The 16972-nt window shown below is 74.1% G+C and carries 13 protein-coding genes; 5 read left to right on the top strand and 8 right to left on the bottom strand.

Annotated elements, in window-relative coordinates; all coding sequences use genetic code 11:
* Positions 1-12: 12 nt before the first annotated feature.
* Positions 13-1521, bottom strand: a complete 1509-nt coding sequence (locus tag ACGF5T_RS29305) for a hypothetical protein (RefSeq protein WP_361017033.1) — start codon at positions 1519-1521, stop codon at positions 13-15.
* 287 nt (positions 1522-1808) lie between these two features.
* Here ACGF5T_RS29305 and ACGF5T_RS29310 point away from each other — a divergent pair, with 287 nt between their 5' ends.
* The gene (locus ACGF5T_RS29310) at positions 1809-2945 is read left to right on the top strand and encodes an aminoglycoside phosphotransferase family protein (protein ID WP_366767716.1); all 1137 of its coding nucleotides are present in this window, start codon (positions 1809-1811) and stop codon (positions 2943-2945) included.
* A 264-nt stretch (positions 2946-3209) separates the two neighbouring features.
* Complete coding sequence (locus ACGF5T_RS29315; RefSeq protein WP_366767717.1) at positions 3210-5144, top strand: N-acetylmuramoyl-L-alanine amidase; 1935 nt, start codon at positions 3210-3212, stop codon at positions 5142-5144.
* A gap of 8 nt (positions 5145-5152) precedes the next feature.
* Here the strand turns inward: ACGF5T_RS29315 and ACGF5T_RS29320 are convergent, their stop codons facing one another.
* The 4 genes from ACGF5T_RS29320 to ACGF5T_RS29335 all read right to left on the bottom strand — a co-directional run bounded on the left by ACGF5T_RS29320 (position 5153) and on the right by ACGF5T_RS29335 (position 8628).
* The gene (locus ACGF5T_RS29320) at positions 5153-5650 is read right to left on the bottom strand and encodes a hypothetical protein (RefSeq protein ID WP_356610708.1); all 498 of its coding nucleotides are present in this window, start codon (positions 5648-5650) and stop codon (positions 5153-5155) included.
* Between the two features lie 93 nt (positions 5651-5743).
* The gene (locus ACGF5T_RS29325; protein ID WP_356610707.1) at positions 5744-6649 is read right to left on the bottom strand and encodes a universal stress protein; all 906 of its coding nucleotides are present in this window, start codon (positions 6647-6649) and stop codon (positions 5744-5746) included.
* A 157-nt stretch (positions 6650-6806) separates the two neighbouring features.
* Positions 6807-7049: a DUF397 domain-containing protein gene (locus ACGF5T_RS29330; RefSeq protein WP_356610706.1), complete on the bottom strand. Its 243-nt coding sequence runs from the start codon at positions 7047-7049 to the stop codon at positions 6807-6809.
* A gap of 73 nt (positions 7050-7122) precedes the next feature.
* Entirely contained in the window at positions 7123-8628 is a 1506-nt protein-coding gene (locus tag ACGF5T_RS29335; RefSeq protein WP_356610705.1) for an acyl-CoA synthetase, read from the bottom strand.
* A gap of 141 nt (positions 8629-8769) precedes the next feature.
* Between ACGF5T_RS29335 and ACGF5T_RS29340 the strand changes: the two genes are divergently transcribed.
* Complete coding sequence (locus tag ACGF5T_RS29340) at positions 8770-11190, top strand: penicillin acylase family protein (RefSeq protein ID WP_366767718.1); 2421 nt, start codon at positions 8770-8772, stop codon at positions 11188-11190.
* Positions 11191-11350: 160 nt separating this feature from the next.
* Positions 11351-13126, top strand: coding sequence for a serine hydrolase (locus ACGF5T_RS29345; protein ID WP_366767719.1), 1776 nt, complete (start codon positions 11351-11353; stop codon positions 13124-13126).
* Here the strand turns inward: ACGF5T_RS29345 and ACGF5T_RS29350 are convergent.
* The 3 genes from ACGF5T_RS29350 to ACGF5T_RS29360 all read right to left on the bottom strand — a co-directional run bounded on the left by ACGF5T_RS29350 (position 13123) and on the right by ACGF5T_RS29360 (position 16456).
* Complete coding sequence (locus tag ACGF5T_RS29350) at positions 13123-14718, bottom strand: NAD(P)/FAD-dependent oxidoreductase (protein WP_366767720.1); 1596 nt, start codon at positions 14716-14718, stop codon at positions 13123-13125. The genes ACGF5T_RS29345 and ACGF5T_RS29350 overlap by 4 nt on opposite strands.
* Before the next feature lie 433 nt (positions 14719-15151).
* Positions 15152-16012: an oxygenase MpaB family protein gene (locus ACGF5T_RS29355; protein ID WP_366767721.1), complete on the bottom strand. Its 861-nt coding sequence runs from the start codon at positions 16010-16012 to the stop codon at positions 15152-15154.
* Between the two features lie 66 nt (positions 16013-16078).
* Complete coding sequence (locus tag ACGF5T_RS29360; protein ID WP_356610803.1) at positions 16079-16456, bottom strand: ferredoxin; 378 nt, start codon at positions 16454-16456, stop codon at positions 16079-16081.
* A 124-nt stretch (positions 16457-16580) separates the two neighbouring features.
* Between ACGF5T_RS29360 and ACGF5T_RS29365 the strand changes: the two genes are divergently transcribed.
* A complete protein-coding gene (locus tag ACGF5T_RS29365) occupies positions 16581-16937 on the top strand; it encodes a DUF6479 family protein (RefSeq protein ID WP_356610700.1) in 357 nt (118 codons plus the stop codon).
* The last annotated feature ends 35 nt before the right edge of the window (positions 16938-16972 follow it).

Below are 16972 nucleotides of genomic sequence, written 5' to 3' on the forward strand. Positions count from 1 at the left end.
ACGCGGTGGGCGCTACGCCCGCGCGATGTCGCCGCTCCTCCCCCTGGCCCTCGACGACTTCCCCTTGGGCAACGCCAGTTCGATCTCCTCGCGCAGCTCCTGGATCTTCGGGAAGCCGGCGTACTCCGCGGTCAGCCGGTACATCTGACGCAGCCGGTCCCAGGTCCGCTGGGAGGAGTTGGTGCCCATGGACACCAGGGCCAGTCGCGCGTACCGGTCCGCCTGTTCGGGGTCGTCGGCGATGAAGCAGGCGGAGGCCATGGAGAGGTAGTCGAAGATCTTCGACCGCTGCCGGCCGTCGATCCTGAGGGCCAGCGCCTTCTCGGCGTAGTGCTGGGCATGCGCGGCGGCGCCCGGTTCGAACTCGGCGAGCGTCCGGTAGGCCAGGGCCTGCATGCCGTACAGATCCTCCTCCTTGAACGTCTGCATCCAGTCCGGCGGCGGCACGTCCGCCTTGTCGGAGACGAAGAGGTCCTCGGCCCGGCCCAGGGTGCGGCGCATCGCCTGGCCCTTGCCCATGGAGGCCTGCGCCCAGGCCTCGATGGTGTAGAGCATGGCCCGGGTACGCGGCAGCACCTCCTCGCCGGAGCCCGACTCGGCCAGCTTCATCAGGTCGAGCGCGTCGTCGGGCCGGCCCAGGTGCACCATCTGACGGGCGGCCCGGGAGAGCGCCTCGCCGGCCCGGGGCCGGTCGCCGCCCTCGCGCGCGGCATGGGCGGCGATGACGAAGTACTTCTGCGCCGTGGGTTCCAGGCCGACGTCGTGCGACATCCAGCCCGCGAGGACCGCGAGGTTGGCGGCGACGCCCCACAGGCGGCGCTGGAGATGGGGTGGGTGGTGGTAGGAGAGCATGCCCCCCACCTCGTTGAGCTGGCCCACCACGGCCTTGCGCTGGAGTCCGCCGCCCCGGGCGGCGTCCCAGGCGCGGAACACCTCGACCGAGCGCTCCAGTTCCTCGACTTCCTGGGACCCGATGGGGGCGGCCTCGTACCGGTCGAACCCGGCGGGGTCGGCGTGCGGAGGTCGGCGGGGGTGGGGAGCGTCGGCAGCCAGGGCCGGGTCGGTGTGCAGCCAGTCGTGCATGGCGCTGCTGAGTGCGGAGCCCGCGGCGAGCGCGGCGCCCGCGCCCACCAAGCCGCGTCGGTTGAGCATGAGGTCCATTCCCGTGAATTCGGTGAGGACCGCCGCGGTCCGCTCGGGCGCCCACGGCACTCCGTCGGGATGTTCCTCGTTCCCGCCGTCCTGCCGTTTCCCCGCGCGCCCGTGCCGAACCAGACCGAGGTCCTCGATGGTCACGACACGGCCGAGACGCTCGGTGAACAGGACCGCCAGCACCCGCGGCACCGGATCGCGCGGGATCTCTCCCATGTCGATCCACCGCCGCACCCGCGAGGTGTCGGTCGCCAGCTGGGGGTGGCCCATGGCCGCCGCCTGCCGGTTGACCAGCCTCGCGAGTTCCCCCTTGGACCAGCCGGCCAGGCCGAACAGGTCCGACAGACGGGTGTTGGGTTCCTTGTTCACGTCAAGCCCCCAGGTTCTCGGCTGAGTTGACAGTAGCCCCGTGCAGGTTGCCGGGCGATGATTCGCCACCGTTCGCCAGGGTGCGCCAGATGGTGTGCCAGGGGCGGACGGGTGTCAGGTAGGAATGCGCCACCCCGACCCGGTTGCCGTGGGGTTACTCCCCAGGGTGGTCCCCGGCGGCCGGTCGGACGGCGCGACGGCTTCCAGAAGGCGGCCCTTCCGCACGATCGGTCGGGCACCGCTCTTCAGACAGGCACAGCAGGCACACGAAGGGATCTGTCTCGATCATGTACGCAGCATCGTCCTCCGTGTCCGCCCCGCAGCGCTCGCTGCACCCCCGTCCGACGGCGGGCGGCGGCCCCTATCTCGCCCCCGCTCGTCCGGCGGCCCCGGTGCTCGGGGCGGGCAGGGCGCGGCGCGGCGCGGGCCCCGGCGCCCAGCCGCTCAGCGGGAGAATCGACCTGTCCGGCCCCCAAGGGGCCCAACTGCGCACGGCGATCGCCTCCGTGCACCGGATCTGTCCGGAGTTCTCGCCGGTGCAGGTGCTGCGCCGCAGCGGGCGCTCCGTGCTCCTGGTCGGTACGACCGGGCGCAGCACCGCGGTCGCCAAGTGTTTACTGGACCACTCCCCCGCGTGGGCGGAGCGCATCCGGCACGAGATAGGGGCATACCGCTCGTTCGTCCGGCACCGCCCCCCGGTGCGGGTGCCGAGGCTGATCGCAGCGGATCCGGACAACTGCACACTGGTGATCGAGAGGATGCCCGGGCGGGTGGCGGCTCTGCACCGGCATCCGCTGGAGGCTCCGCCGCGGGCGGACATCAGGGCGGCGCTCGGCGCGATCTGCCGGCTCAACGCCTGGCGTCCACCGGCCGGCACCTTCGACGCGCCGCTGGACTACGCCGACCGGATCTCCCGCTACCACGAGCTGGGACTGCTCACCGACCGGGACCTGGGTGACCTGCAGAAGCTGCTGCACGGCATCGCCCACGCGGGTGGCCGCCAGGGCATGGGCCAGTTCTGCCACGGTGACGCACTGCTCTCCAACGTCCTGATGTCACCGGCCGGTCCGGTGCTGGTGGACTGGGAGCACGCCGGCTGGTACCTGCCCGGTTACGACCTGGCGACGCTGTGGGCCGTCCTAGGCGACGCCCCGGTGGTCCGCCGCCAGATCAGCCAGATCGCCCAGTCGGGCGGGACGGCCGCGCGCGACGCGTTCCTGGTCAACCTGATGCTGGTGCTGACCCGGGAGATCCGTACGTACGAGACGGCCGTGCAGCGTTCCCTGCAGGACACCGCGCCGGCGGCGCCGGTCCCGCCCGGTGCCGCGCCCTCCGGCGAGGAGCAGCGGCTGCTGCTGCGCCGGCTGCACGACGACTGCCAGATGGCCCGGCGGGCGGTGCGCGCGGCGGTCGGCACGCGCTGACGGAAGGACGACGAACCGCGGTGCGCCCGGGACGGGAGCGCACCGCGGATTTTTGTGTGCCGCGGTGCGCGTCGGCCATTGGTGTACGCCACTGACGCCGCCCAGGCCCGTGGCCCGCCGCCGCGAAACTCGCCCGCCCCCCTGCTGACGTGGGCAATCGCCGTGATGGACGCATGATTGACGGATCGTCGGACCGCCGGGTACCACTGACCCACGCCCGGCCCCGCACCGTCCGTCCCGTCACGCCCGTCACAGGAGGCCGCTTTGCGCAGATCCCCCGTCGTGCCCGTCCTGGCCGCGGCGGCAGTGCTGCTGCCGTTGCTCGGGGCGGCACCGTCCGCCGCCCGGCCCTCCGTGGCGCCGCCCGCCCAGGAGGACCGCCTGCAGCGGGCCTTCGCCGTGGCGGCCGCGGAGTACCGCGTGCCGCAGAGCGTCCTGCTCGGCGTCTCCTACCTCCAGTCCCGCTGGGACGCGCACGCGGGCGCGCCGAGTGTGACCGGCGGCTACGGCCCGCTGCACCTCACCGACGCGCGTGCGGCCCTGGCCGGGGCCTCGCACCACAGCGAGGGCACCGAGGATCCCCGTGGCGACGACGCCCGGGCGCCGCTGCGCCCGGGGCCGGCCCGGGCACCCGCCGATCTGCCGGCCCGGCTGTCCACGCTGCCGCGGGCGGCCGAGCTGACCGGTCTGAGTCCCGAGGCGCTGCGCACCGACGCGGCCGCGAACGTGTCCGGCGGCGCCGCACTGCTCGCCGCCGCCCAGCGGGACCTGGGCGAGCCGCTCAGCGCGGACCCGGCGGACTGGTACGGGGCGGTGGCCCGCTTCTCGGGGGCCGAGGACTCCGCGACGGCGGCCGCGTACGCGAACGACGTGTTCGAGGTGATCCGCGAGGGTGGGCGGCGGACCACGGACGCCGGGCAGCGGGTCGCCCTGGCGGCCCGGCCCGACGTGGCGCCCGATGTCTCGCAGCTGGGACGCGTGGGACTGCGCACCGCCTCGGCCGCGGGCACCGAGTGCCCGAAGACGGTGTCCTGCGCATGGCTCCCGGCCCCGTACGAGGAGTTCGGCGACGGCGACTACGGCAACCACGACCTGGGGAACCGGCCCGCCGCCCAGCGCATCCGGTACATCGTCGTGCACGACACCGAGGGCGCCTGGGACGGTGTCCTCGACATGGTCCAGGACCCGACCTACGTGTCCTGGAACTACAGCCTGCGCTCCACCGACGGCCACATCGCCCAGCACGTGAAGGCGAAGGACGTGGCCTGGCACGCGGGCAACTGGTACGTCAACGCGAAGTCGATCGGCCTGGAGCACGAGGGCTTCCTGGCGGAGCCGGACGCCTGGTACACGGAGGCGATGTACCGCTCGTCGGCGCGGCTGGTGAAGTACCTGGCCAAGAAGTACGACATCCCGCTGGACCGGCAGCACATCCTCGGCCACGACAACGTCCCGGGCACCACGACGGCGACGATCCCGGGCATGCACACCGACCCCGGCCCGTACTGGGACTGGCGGCACTACTTCGAGCTGCTGGGCCGCCCCTTCGAGCCGACGGCCGGCAGGAAGTCCGGCATGGTGACGATCCGCCCCGACTACGCCGCCAACCGGCCCGGGTACACCGGCTGCGAGACGCGGGGCGAGCCCTGCGCGGCACACGGCTCCAGCGCGGTGCGGCTCTACTCCGACCACGACGTGAACGCGCCGCTGATCAGGGACGTCGGCCTCGGCACCACCCCCACGACCGGGGTGAACGACCTGTCGTCGCGGGTCTCGACGGGTCAGCAGTACGCGGTCGCCGACCGGTGGGGGGACTGGACCGCCATCTGGTACCTGGGCCAGAAGGCCTGGTTCCACGACCCCCGGAAGAACCCGGCGGCGGTGCCCGCCTCGGGCCGGGTGATCACTCCGAGGGAGGGTCTGGAGAGCGTACCGGTGTACGGGCGCGCGTACCCGGAGAAGGCCGCCTACCCGGCGGACGTGCCCGCCCAGGCCGTGTCGCCGCTGCCGTACCGGCTGCTCGCGGGGCAGAGGTACGTGACCGGTGGGAAGGTGCCCGGCGAGTACTACTACGCGGTGACCTTCGACGAGGCCTCGCACCGGGTGGTCGTGGGTGAGGACCTGTACTACGAGATCCAGTACGGCCACCGGGTCGCGTACGTGCGCGCCGCCGACGTCACGCTCGCGACCGTGCGGTAGCCGCCGGGTCAGCCCTGCTGGAAGAGCTCCGCCGGGAGCGGCTTCAGCAGGGCGTACAGGTCGTCGGTGATGGGGCGGTCCCAGGCGGCGATGGTCACCAGGACGCCGTCGCTGCGGTCGAACTGCACGCAGGAGATCCGGCCCTCGGAGAGCTTGAGGCGGCGCACGATGAGCAGGTTGTCGCCCTGCATCACGGGGACGTCCTCGGCGCCGACGACCGTCACCTCCTCCTCGTTCTCCAGGGCCAGCAGCAGCTGGGCGACCTCGAACGGGATCTCGCCCTCGGGGACCTCGCGGGCCGGGGAGCCGGCCGGCAGGTTGCCGATGATCATCGCGGGGCCGCGTCCGCCGAACAGGTCGTAGCGCAGGAAGACGCCCTGGCAGCTGCCGTCCGGTGCGGGCAGGAGGCCGGCGCCCAGGTTCCCGGGCCAGTCGCCCGGGTCCATGGCCAGTACGTCGAAGTCGGGCCCGGCGGGCGTGGCGCTGCGGCGGCGGAGGAACGACATGCCGCCATGGTACGTGGCCGCGCCCTCCGCACGGAGTGCGGGCGCCGCCCGACCCGGCCGTGCGGCCCCGCCGTCGTGCGTGTCCGCCTCGCCTCACTCCTCCGGGGGAGCCGGCGGCACCACCGCGACCGGGGCGGCCGCGTGCAGCAGGACGGCGTGGGTGACCGAGCCCATCATGCGGGCGGGGGCCAGCAGGCGCCGGCGGTGCCGGCCGACGACGACCAGGTCGGCGTCGCGGGAGGCGGCGACGAGGTGCCCGGCGGCGTCGCCGGGCACGACGTGCGTCTCGGCCCGGACGTCGGGGTGGCGTCCGCGGTAGGGGGCGAGGAAGCCGTCGGCCAGGACCCGGGTCTCGCTCTCGATGGAGACCTCGTCGATCACCAGCGGCATCATCTGGCCGGCGGCGGCCCAGGTCTGTACCGGCCACGGGTAGGCGGCGACCACCTGGAGGCGGGCCCCGCGCAGCGCCGCCTCGGTGAAGGCGAAGGAGAGCGTGGCGTCGTCGGGACTGTCCACGTGCAGTCCGACGACCACCCGGGGCCCGGGTTCGGCGGGCGGCTCCCCGTGCACCTCGCGCCCGGGGCGGGGCACGACCACGGCGGGGCACTCGGCGTCGCGGGCGGCGGCCATGCCGTTGGAGCCGAGCAGCAGACTGGCGAAGCCGCCGCGGCCCCGGGAGCCGAGCACCAGCAGTTGGGCGTCCGCGCCCAGCTCCGGCAGCACGGCACCCGGCACGCCCTCCATGCCGACGTACTCCGTCGCCACCGCGTAGGCCCGCCCCCGCAGGTGCTCGCGGGCCTGGTCGAGCAGCGGGTCGTCGCCGGTGTCCGGTGGGCCCGCGACCAGGACCTCGGCCTGCGCCCAGGCGGCGTACTGACGCACGTGCACCACCCGCAGGGGTGCCTCGCGCCGGTGGGCGGCGTCCAAGGCCCAGTCCAGGGCGCGCAGGCTGTCGTCCGAGCCGTCGACCGCCGCGATGACCGGCAGGGTGGTGCTCATGGGTTCCTCACCTCCGGGTACGACCGTCCCCCTCGTGGCGTCAGCCTCGCTCAGGCCTCGGCCCCGCGGGGGCGCTCGCGCTCGCGTGTCCGGAAAAAGGCGGGGAACACCCCCGGATCGGGCGGACGGGCATCGGCCCGGCGTCCGGGGAGGCGTCTCAGGTGAGGTCGAACTCGCCCTCCCGCGCTCCCGACACGAACGCGCCCCATTCCGCGGGGGTGAAGATCAGGGAGGGGCTCTCCGGGCTGCCGCTGTTCCGCATGGCGATGAACCCCTCGACGAAGGCGATCTGGACATCCCCCAGGCCTCGGCTGCTGGACTGCCACTGCGCTTTGCTGAGGTCCAGCTCCGGCTTGTCCCAGCCCATGAGCGGGCGCTGTTGGGTGGTGCTCTCGGCCACGTCCGTGCTCCTCCCGGTCTCGTCGTCCGCGGTCAGCCTAGCGATCGGGTCCGACCGCCGACAGGCCGTGTGGTCAGGGGCCGGTGAACCGGTCCCGCAGCTCCCGCTTGAGGATCTTCCCGCTGGCGTTGCGCGGCAGCGCGTCCACGAACCTCACCCGTTTGGGTGCCTTGAAGGCGGTGAGCCTCTCGCGGGCGTGGGCGATCAGTTCGTCCTCGGTGACCTCGCCGCGCGGGACGACGACCGCCGTGACGGCCTCGATCCACCGCTCGTCGGGCAGCCCGATCACGGCGGCCTCGGCGACCGCCTCGTGGGTGTAGAGGGCGTCCTCGACCTGGCGGGAGGCGACCAGCACGCCACCGGAGTTGATGACGTCCTTCACGCGGTCGACGATCGTGAAGTAGCCGTCCGCGTCCCGGACCGCGAGGTCGCCGGAGTGGAACCAGCCGTCGCGGAAGGCGGCTTCGGTCTCCTCGGGCTTGTCCCAGTATCCCTGGCACAGCTGCGGGGAGCGGTAGACGACTTCGCCGGGTGTGCCGTCGGGTACGTCCTTGCCGTCCTCGTCGACCACCCGCGCGTCGACGAACAGGACGGGGCGCCCGCAGGAGTCCATGCGGCCCTCGTGCTCGTCCGGGCCGAGGACGGTGGCGAGGGGGCCGATCTCGCTCTGCCCGAAGCAGTTGTAGAAGGCGAGTCCCGGAAGACGCTCGCGCAGGCGTTCCAGGACGGGCACGGGCATGATCGACGCCCCGTAGTAGGCCTTGCGCAGGCCGCCGAGGTCCCGGGTGGCGAAGTCGGCGCGGCCCGCGAGACCGATCCACACGGTGGGCGGCGCGAACAGGCTGTCCACGCGGCCGTTCTCGACCAGGTCGAGGATCCGGTCGCCGTCGGGCGCGTCGAGGACGATGTTCGTCGCGCCGATCGCGAGGTAGGGCAGCAGGAAGACGTGCATCTGCGCCGAGTGGTAGAGGGGCAGCGCGTGCACCGGGCGGTCGCCCGCGCCGAGGTCGAGGGCGGTGATGGCGCTCAGGTACTCGTGCACCAGCGCCCGGTGGGTCATCATCGCGCCCTTGGGCAGCGCGGTGGTGCCCGAGGTGTAGAGCAGCTGCACCAGGTCCTCGGCGCCCGGCTCGGGTCCGTCGTACGCGGGTGCCGTGGCCAGCCGGGCGAGCAGTGAGTCGTCCGTGTCGCGCAGCGGGAGCGTGCGGACGCCGTCGGGGAGCCGGCCGGTGAGGTCCGGGTCGGCGAGGACCAGCGTGCTGCCGGACTGGGTCACGAGGTAGGCGAGGTCGTCGCCGGTCAGGTTCTGGTTGACCGGGACGTGCACCAGGCCCGCGCGGGCGCAGGCGAGGAAGGCGATCAGGTAGGCGTCGGAGTTGTGCCCGTAGGCGCCGATCCGGTCGCCGGGGGCGGCTCCCTGGGCCACCAGGACGCTCGCCGCGCGGGAGACGGCGGTGTCGAGTTCGTCGTACGTCCAGGAGCGGTCGCGGTACTCGACCGCGACGCGGGCCGGCGTGCGGCGGGCGCTGCGGCGCAGCACCCCGTCGACCGTGCTGCCGTGTCCGGGCGTCTGCGTCATGACATGATCCTCGACCGGTGGGCGGGGCGGGTCAAGACACGTGCGGCGGCTCCGTGAACAGCTCGTGTCATGCCACTGACACGTGCACATACCGACTGGTACGCTCAGCCGCCCCTTCCCCCAAAGACGTCGGGAGGCACGATGCGCACCCGCCTGAGACGGCTCGTCGTCACGGCCGTCGCCCTGCTCACCGCGGCGACCGCGCTGCCCGGGGCCGCCGCGGACGAACGGTCCGCCGGCCGGCACGAGCGTCCGTCCCACGGCGGGCTGTCCGCCGTCATCCGCTACACCGAGTACGGCATCCCGCACATCGTCGCCGAGGACTACGCGAACCTCGGCTTCGGCACGGGCTGGGCCCAGGCCGAGGACCAGGTGTGTGCGCTGGCCGACGGTTTCGTGACCGTGCGCGGTGAACGCTCACGGCACTTCGGCGCCGACGCGGCGACCGACCTCTCGCTCTCGTCGGCCACCACGAACCTCGCCAGCGACCTGTACTTCCAGGGAGTGCGCCGGTCGCGCACGGTGGAGCGGCTGCTCGCCGAGCCGGCGCCGCGCGGCCCCAGCCGCGACTCCGAGGAACTGATGCGGGGCTTCGCGGCGGGCTACAACGCCTGGCTGGAGCAGAACCGGATCACCGACCCGGCGTGCCGGGGCGCCTCCTGGGTGCGCCCGGTGACCTCGCTGGACGTGGCCGTGCGCGGCTTCGCCCTCGCCGTGCTCGGCGGTGAGGGACGGGCCGTGGACGGCATCACGGCCGCCCGGCCCCCGTCCGGGGGCACCGCGGCGGCGGCCCCCGCGCCCGACGCCGGGGCTCTCGCGCGCGCCGCCCGGGAGCTGTTCGCCGCCGACGACGCCGACATGGGTTCCAACGCGGTCGCGTTCAGCGGGCGCACCACGGCGAACGGGCGCGGGCTGCTGCTCGGCAACCCGCACTACCCGTGGCACGGCGGGCGCCGCTTCTGGCAGTCGCAGCAGACGATCCCGGGCCGGCTCGACGTGGCGGGCGGCTCCCTGCTCGGCTCCGCCACGGTGTCCATAGGCCACAACGCGCATGTCGCCTGGAGCCACACCGTCGCCACGGGCGTGCCGCTCAACCTCCACCAGCTGACGCTGGACCCGGCCGACCCGACGGTCTACCTGGTGGACGGCAGGCGCGAGCGGATGACGGAGCGGTCCGTGACCGTCCCGGTGAAGGACGGCGCGCCGGTGACCCGGACCCAGTGGTGGACCCGGTACGGCCCGGTGGTGACCTCGCTCGGCGCCTCGCTGCCCCTGCCGTGGACCGGGACGACCGCCTACGCGCTCAACGACCCGAACGCCGCCAACCTGCGCGCCTCCGACACCGCGCTCGGCTTCAGCCGGGCCCGCGGCACGGGCGACGTACGGGACTCGCTGCGCCGCACGCAGGGGCTGCCGTGGGTGAACACGATCGCCGCCGACTCGCGCGGGCGCACCCTGTTCACCCAGTCACAGGTACTCCCCCGCATCACCGACGAGTTGGCCGACCGCTGTTCCACACCGCTCGGCAAGGTCACCTACCCGTCCTCGGGAGTGGCGGTCCTCGACGGGTCGCGCGGCGACTGCGCCCTGGGCCGGGACCGGGACGCCGTACAGCCGGGGATCTTCGGTCCGGACCGGATGCCGACGCTCGAGGACGCGCCGTACGCGGAGAACTCCAACGACAGCGCCTGGCTGGCCAACGCGGACCGCCCGCTCACCGGCTACGAACGCGTCTTCGGCACCGTCGGCACCCAGCGCTCGATGCGGACGCGGGGTGCGGTCGAGGACGTGGCGGCGATGGCCGGGCGCGGCGGGCTGACCGTACGGGACCTCCAGCGGCAGCAGTTCGCCGACCGCGTGCCCGCCGGTGACCTGGTCGCCGCCGACGCGGCGCGGGCCTGCGCGGCGCTGGCCGGCGGCACGGCGACCGACAGCGCGGGCACAGCGGTGGACGTGCGGGATGCCTGCGGTGTCCTCGCCCGCTGGGACCGCACGGTCGACACCGGGAGCCGGGGCGCGCTGCTCTTCGACCGGTTCTGGCGGGCCCTCACGAGGACGGTGCCGGCCGGGCGGTTGTGGAAGGTGCCGTTCTCGCCCGACGACCCGGTCCGCACCCCGAACACCCTCGACACCTCCGTACCCGGCTTCGCCACCGCCCTCGCGGACGCGGTCGGCGAACTGCGGGCGGCGGGTATCCCGCTCGGCGCCCGGCTGGGTGAGCACCAGTTCGTGGTGCGGGGCGGCAAGCGCATCCCCGTGGGCGGGGGCACGGAGTCGCTGGGCGTCTGGAACAAGATCGAGCCCGTCTGGGACCCGGCCGGCGGCGGCTACACCGAGGTGACCACCGGCTCCAGCTACATCCAGGCGGTCGGCTGGGACGGGAGCCGGTGCCCGGTGGCGCGGACGCTCCTGACCTACTCCCAGTCCGCCGACCCCACCTCGCCCCATCATGCCGACCAGACCCGGCTGTTCTCGGGTGAGCGGTGGGTGACGTCCCGCTTCTGCGAGCGCGACATCCGGGCGTCGCCCGCCCTGCGCGTCGTCCGGGTGCGCGAACGCTGAGTCCGCGCCGTCCTGCGACCCGTCCGGCCGCGCCGGGCGGGTCCGGCGTCCCGTCGGCTCCGTCCGCCCCATTGACACGACCCGGCACTGACAGGAAAGTTTCACTCCGCACGGCGATCCAGGAAAGATACTTTCAGCTTCGGCGGCGGGAGGCTCTTCGATGGCCGGACAGGCGACCAACGGATTCACGCGGCGTCAACTGGGCGCCGGTGCCATGGCACTCGGTGGTGCCCTGGCCATCGCCCCGTTCGCGGCCGGACCGGCCGAGGCCGCCGCGGACCAGGGTCGCCGCCCCACCCTGCGGCGCGGCTCCGCCGAGCGCGCCGGTCTGCTCCCCGGTCATCTGCGCCGCCTCGTCACCGACGCCGAGGCCTACCTCGGCCCCTCCCCCGAGCACCCGTGGTACGCGGGCGCCGTGCTGCTCGCCGGGCGGGGCGGCACGGTGGCGCTGCACGAGCCGATCGGCATGGCTGTGCGCTACCGGGCCTACGACGAGGCGACCGACACCGGCGTCGAGTTCCCCGCGGGGCAGCAGATCCCGATGGCCGAGGACACGGTGTTCGACCTCGCGTCGATCTCCAAGCTGTTCACCTCCATCCTCGCCGTGCAGCAGCTGGAGCGGGGCACGCTGGAGCTGGAGGAGCCGGTCGCCTCGTACCTGCCGGACTTCGGACGGGCCGGCAAGCAGGACGTGACGGTCCGGCAGCTGCTGACGCACACCTCGGGGTTCCGGGCGTGGATCCCGCTGTACAAGGCGCCGACCTACGAGGCGAAGGTGCAGCTCGTCTACGACGAGGCGCCGGCCAGTCCGCCCGGCACCGCCTACCTCTACTCGGACCTGAACCTGATCTCCCTCCAGCTCGTCCTGGAGGAGGTCACCGGCCGCACCCTCGACGTGCTGCTGCGCGAGGAGATCACCGCCCCGCTCGGCCTGCGCCGCACCCGCTACAACCCGCCCGCGTCCTGGAAGCCGCACATCGCCGCCACGGAGGACGCGCGCCTGCCCTGGTCCGGCCTGGACCGGGGGCTGGTGTGGGGCGAGGTGCACGACGAGAACGCCTTCAGCCTCGGCGGCGTCGCCGGTCACGCGGGCGTCTTCTCCTGCGCCTGGGACCTGGCGGTCCTCGGCCGCGCCCTGCTCAACGGCGGCTCCTACGGCCGGGAGCGCATCCTGCGGCCGGAGTCGGTGGAGCTGATGTTCACCGACTTCAACACGGACTTCCCGGGGGACGAGCACGGCCTCGGTTTCGAGCTGTACCAGCACTGGTACATGGGGGCGATGGCCACTCCGCGCACGGCCGGGCACACCGGCTTCACCGGAACCTCGCTGGTGCTCGACCCGACCACCGACTCGTTCCTCGTGGTGCTGGGCAATTCGGTCCACCCGGTGCGCAGTTGGCGTTCCGGTTCGGCCCCCCGGGCCGCGGCCGGGACGAACATGGCGCGGGCGGTGCCGGTGCGTCCCGCACACGGCCGCACGGCCTGGTTCTCCGGTACGGCGAACTCCGCGACGGCGACGCTCACGCTGCCCGCGCTGGACACGTCCGGCGGTGCGGCGCGGCTGGACTGCGCGCTGTGGTGGGACGTCGAACCCGGGTCGGACACCCTCGTCCTGGAGGCCACGACCGACGGCGGCACCACCTGGACGAGCGTCCCCTTCACCACGACGCGCCGCGGAGAGGCACCGCGGGAGCACCCGGCGGGCTCGGTCACCGGCTGGTCGGGCCGCGTCTGGCACCGGCTGACGGCCGCCCTCCCGGCAGCGCGGGGAGTGACGTTGCGCTGGCGGTACACGACCGACCGGCTGTACGTGGGCCGCGGGGCGTACGTCGACGGGCTGCGCGCCGAGGGGGCCGACGGCGTCCTCTTCCACGACGCGCGCCCCGCCGACGCGGCGCGGATCGCGGCGGTGGGGTGGACGGCGTCGGCCGACTAGCTCGCCGACCGGCCCAGCACGGCCATCGCCGCGTTGTGCCCCGGCACCCCGCTGACCCCGCCCCCGCGTACCGCGCCCGCTCCGCACAGCAGGACGTTCGGCTGCCCCGTCCCGACGCCCCAGGGGCCGGTGCCCTCCTGGGCGTGGGGCCAGGCCAGCTCGCGGTGGAAGATGTGGCCGCCGGGCAGGCGCAGGTCGCGTTCCAGGTCGAGCGGCGACCGGGCCTCGATGCAGGGCCGCCCGTCGGCGTCGGTCGCCAGGCAGTCCGCGAGGGGCTCGGCCAGGTGGGCGTCGAGTTGGGCCAGGGTCGACGCGAGGAGCCGCTCGCGCACCGCGTCGTTGTCCCGGGCGAAGAGCCGGGCGGGGGTGTGCAGACCGAACAGGGTGAGCGTGTGCATGCCCTTCGCGGCCAGGTCGGGGCCGAGGATCGTGGGGTCGGTCAGCGAGTGGCAGTAGATCTCGGAGGGCGGTGCCTCGGGCGGCTCGCCGGCCGCGGCACGGGCGTGGGCGGTCGCCAGTTGCTCGTAGCCCTCCGCGATGTGGAAGGTCCCCGCGAAGGCCTCGTGCGGGTCGGTCCCGGGGTCGCGCAGCGCGGGGAGCCGCGTCAGCAGCATGTTGACCTTGAGCTGTGCGCCCTCGGCGGGCGGCGGGGGCGCCTGTCCCGTGAGCGTCGCCAGTTCCTGCGGGGAGGCGTTCACCAGGACGTGGCGCGCGGCGGCGACGGCCTCGCCGTCGGCACAGCGGTAGGTGACCTCGGCCGCGCGTCCGTCCGTGTCGATCCGCACCGCCTCGTGCCCGGGGGCCAGCACGGCGCCCGCGGCGCGCGCCGCGTCGGCCAGGGCGTCGGTGAGGGCGCCCATGCCGCCGACCGGGACGTCCCAGGCGCCGGTGCCACCGCCGATCACGTGGTAGAGGAAGCAGCGGTTCTGGCTGAGGCCGGGGTCGTGGGCGTCGGCGAAGGTGCCGATCAGGGCGTCGGTGAGGGCCACTCCCCGTACCAGGTCGTCCGCGAAGTGCTCCTCGATCGCGACACCGATCGGCTCCTCGAACAGCGCGCGCCAGGCCGCCTCGTCGTCGACCCGGCGACGCAGCTCGTCGCGGGTGGGCAGCGGCTCGGTGAGGGTCGGGAAGACCCGCTGGGCGACCCGGCCGGTCATGCCGTAGAACCGCTGCCAGGCCGCGTACTCCCGGTCCGAACCGGTCAGCCGGGCGAAGGACTCCCGGGTCCGCCGCTCGCCCCCGCCGACGAGGAGCCCGGTGGGCCGGCCGTCCCGCTCGACGGGCGTGTACGAGGAGACGGTGCGTCCCCGTACCCGGAAGTCGAGGTCCAGTTCCCGCACGATCTTCTTCGGCAACAGGCTGACCAGGTACGAGTAGCGCGACAGCCGTGCGTCGACCCCGGCGAAGGGGCGTGTCGACACCGCGGCGCCCCCGGTGTGGTCCAGGCGTTCCAGCACGAGCACGGAGCGGCCGGCGCGGGCCAGGTAGGCGGCGGCGACCAGGCCGTTGTGGCCACCACCGACGATGACGGCGTCGTAGGCGCGGGAGGCGTGGGGCGCATGGCGTGCGCTGGGCGGGGTGGGCGGGGTCATGGCTCTTGGTAGCACGGGGCTGCGATGAGCGGCCAGAGCCGCGATCGGCCGGCCGGGTGACCGAGCCCCCGCGGCAGCCGCGGCGCCCCGCGCGGTCGAGAGGGCGGGGAGAGTCGGGCGCGACGGTCGCGCCGGCGGTCGTCTTCGGGCTCCGCCCGGGGCTCCCCGGGTGGGACGCGGGTGCGGCCCCGCCCGGAAGGGCGTTGGCGCTTCGGTCGGCGTGCTTCCGCCGTGAGCGCGTGGTGGGCGCGGGCGGCCGAGGCTGATGCCCGATCTCGTGGCGAGGGGCGAGGGGCGAGGGTGTCCGGGCCGAGCACGCGGGCGCGGGCGGCAGCCGCCTCGCGGGCCATCCGGTGGGCGTCCTCGGGGCGTCCGAGCCGGCCGAGGTGTAGCAGTCCGACCCATCCTCCCCTGGCCGGCCCAGTACGGCGGCCTACGGTCCGATCTTGTACGGTGCCGGGCGCGCGGCCGGACCGAGCCGGGCCGTGGCGCGCAGGATGTGTTGGGGCGGCAACTGCCAGCGCAGACGTGCGGGGATTCCGCGCAGCAGGGTGCCGGTGACACGGAGCCGCCGGGTGACGGTGCCGGGCGCGGGGGCCGGTCTGCCGTAGAGCTCGTGGGCGTAGGGCGGTAGGGAGTCGTACGCCAGATGTGCCACACGGCGCCACAGCAGCTCGCGTGCCGGGACCAGGAGGGGGTGCGTGGGCGGGCGGAGCAGGAAGTCGTCCACCTCGTGTGCCTCGGGCCCCGCGGCCAGCTCGGGCCGCACGCGCGCGAAGTAGGCGGACAGCTCGGCCCTGCTCCCCGGCACGGTGGCGGGGTCGAGGCCCACCAGACGCGCGCTGTGCCGGTGTTCGGCGAGGTAGCGGTCGGCGTGGGCGTCCGTGAGCGGGAATCCGGAGCGGCGCAGGACGTGGAGGTAGGAGCCGATCTCGGCGCAGTGCACCCACAGCAGCAGCGCGGGTTCGTCGACGCCGTACCGCTCGCCCGTGGCGGGGTCCGTTGCGCCGAGCCTGCGGTGGATCTTCCGTACCCGCGCGCCGGCCCGCTCCGCGGCGTCGGTGGTGCCGTACGTCGTGGTGCCGACGAAGCTCGCGGTGCGCATCAGCCGGCCCCAGGCGTCGCGCCGGAAGTCGCTGTTCTGCATGACGCCGCGCACGGCGCGCGGGTGCAGTGCCTGGAGGTACAGGGCGCGGATGCCGGCGATCCACATCATCGGGTCGCCGTGCGCCTGCCAGGTCACCGAGTCCGGGCCGAAGAGCCCCGGATCACCGGTCGTCCGCGTCGCCGTCATACCGGCAGGCTAGCGCCCCGCACCCGGCGGCCACAGAGGCTCAGGCCGCAGCGCCGCCATGCCGCCTCAGCGCAGGGTGTCGAGGAACTCTCCGCAGGCCCGGGCGCAGGCCCGGCACGCCTGGGCGGCCTCCTCCGCCCCGGGGTGCCCGTCGAAGACGTGGGCGCTCTCCAGGCACACCTGCCGGCACCACTCGAGCTGGACGCGTATCGCGGCCTCGTCCACCTGGTTCTGCTCGGACAGCACCCGGCAGGTCGCGTCGCAGACCTCCGCGCACATGATGCCCTTGCGCCGTACGAGCTCCTGGTTCTCGGTCCCGTCCGGGTCCACGAGGCTCGCCCGCAGCGCGCACGCCCTGGCGCACTCGGTACACGCCTGTGCACAAGCGAAACGGTCCTCCAGGAAGCGGAACAGTTCCTGCTGGGAAGTCGTCGTCGATGTCACACCGCGCGGGTTGCCGCTGCGGTCGCCGCCAAACCGTCGGGTCGGCGCGGGGCCCTCGCCCCGGCGGTGCAGGAGTATGCCGCTGAGCAGGTTGGTCACGCGAAGCCGGGGGTACCCGCGCTCCATGACCAACGCATGGATGGACCTGGCCGTGAGCTCTGCTGGGATCGGCATCGGCATCGGTGTCGCGGCCGTCGTGGTGGTGGGCCTGCTGATCGGCGCGTTCGCGTTCGGCAGCCGGCAGAAGCGCAAGGAGTCGCCGCCGCCGCTGCCGGAGGAGCAGCCCCGTATGCCCGCGGACGGGCCCGTTCGGGAGACCCGGGAGCGCCGGGAGCCCGACGAGATGCCGCAGAGCGACGAGCGGACGCTGCCGCACGACCTCGGGCACCAGGGCAGCCGTACCGCCTCCGGGCAGGAGCGGCCCCGCTGGGACGAGGGCAGCGGCGGTTCCTTCGGGAGCGGCGGCCCGGGCGGACGCTGACCGCCGAGGTGCCGTGACCGCACGTGGCCGCGCAG

Source organism: Streptomyces sp. NPDC047853, assembly GCF_043204535.1.
Lineage (GTDB): Bacteria > Actinomycetota > Actinomycetes > Streptomycetales > Streptomycetaceae > Streptomyces.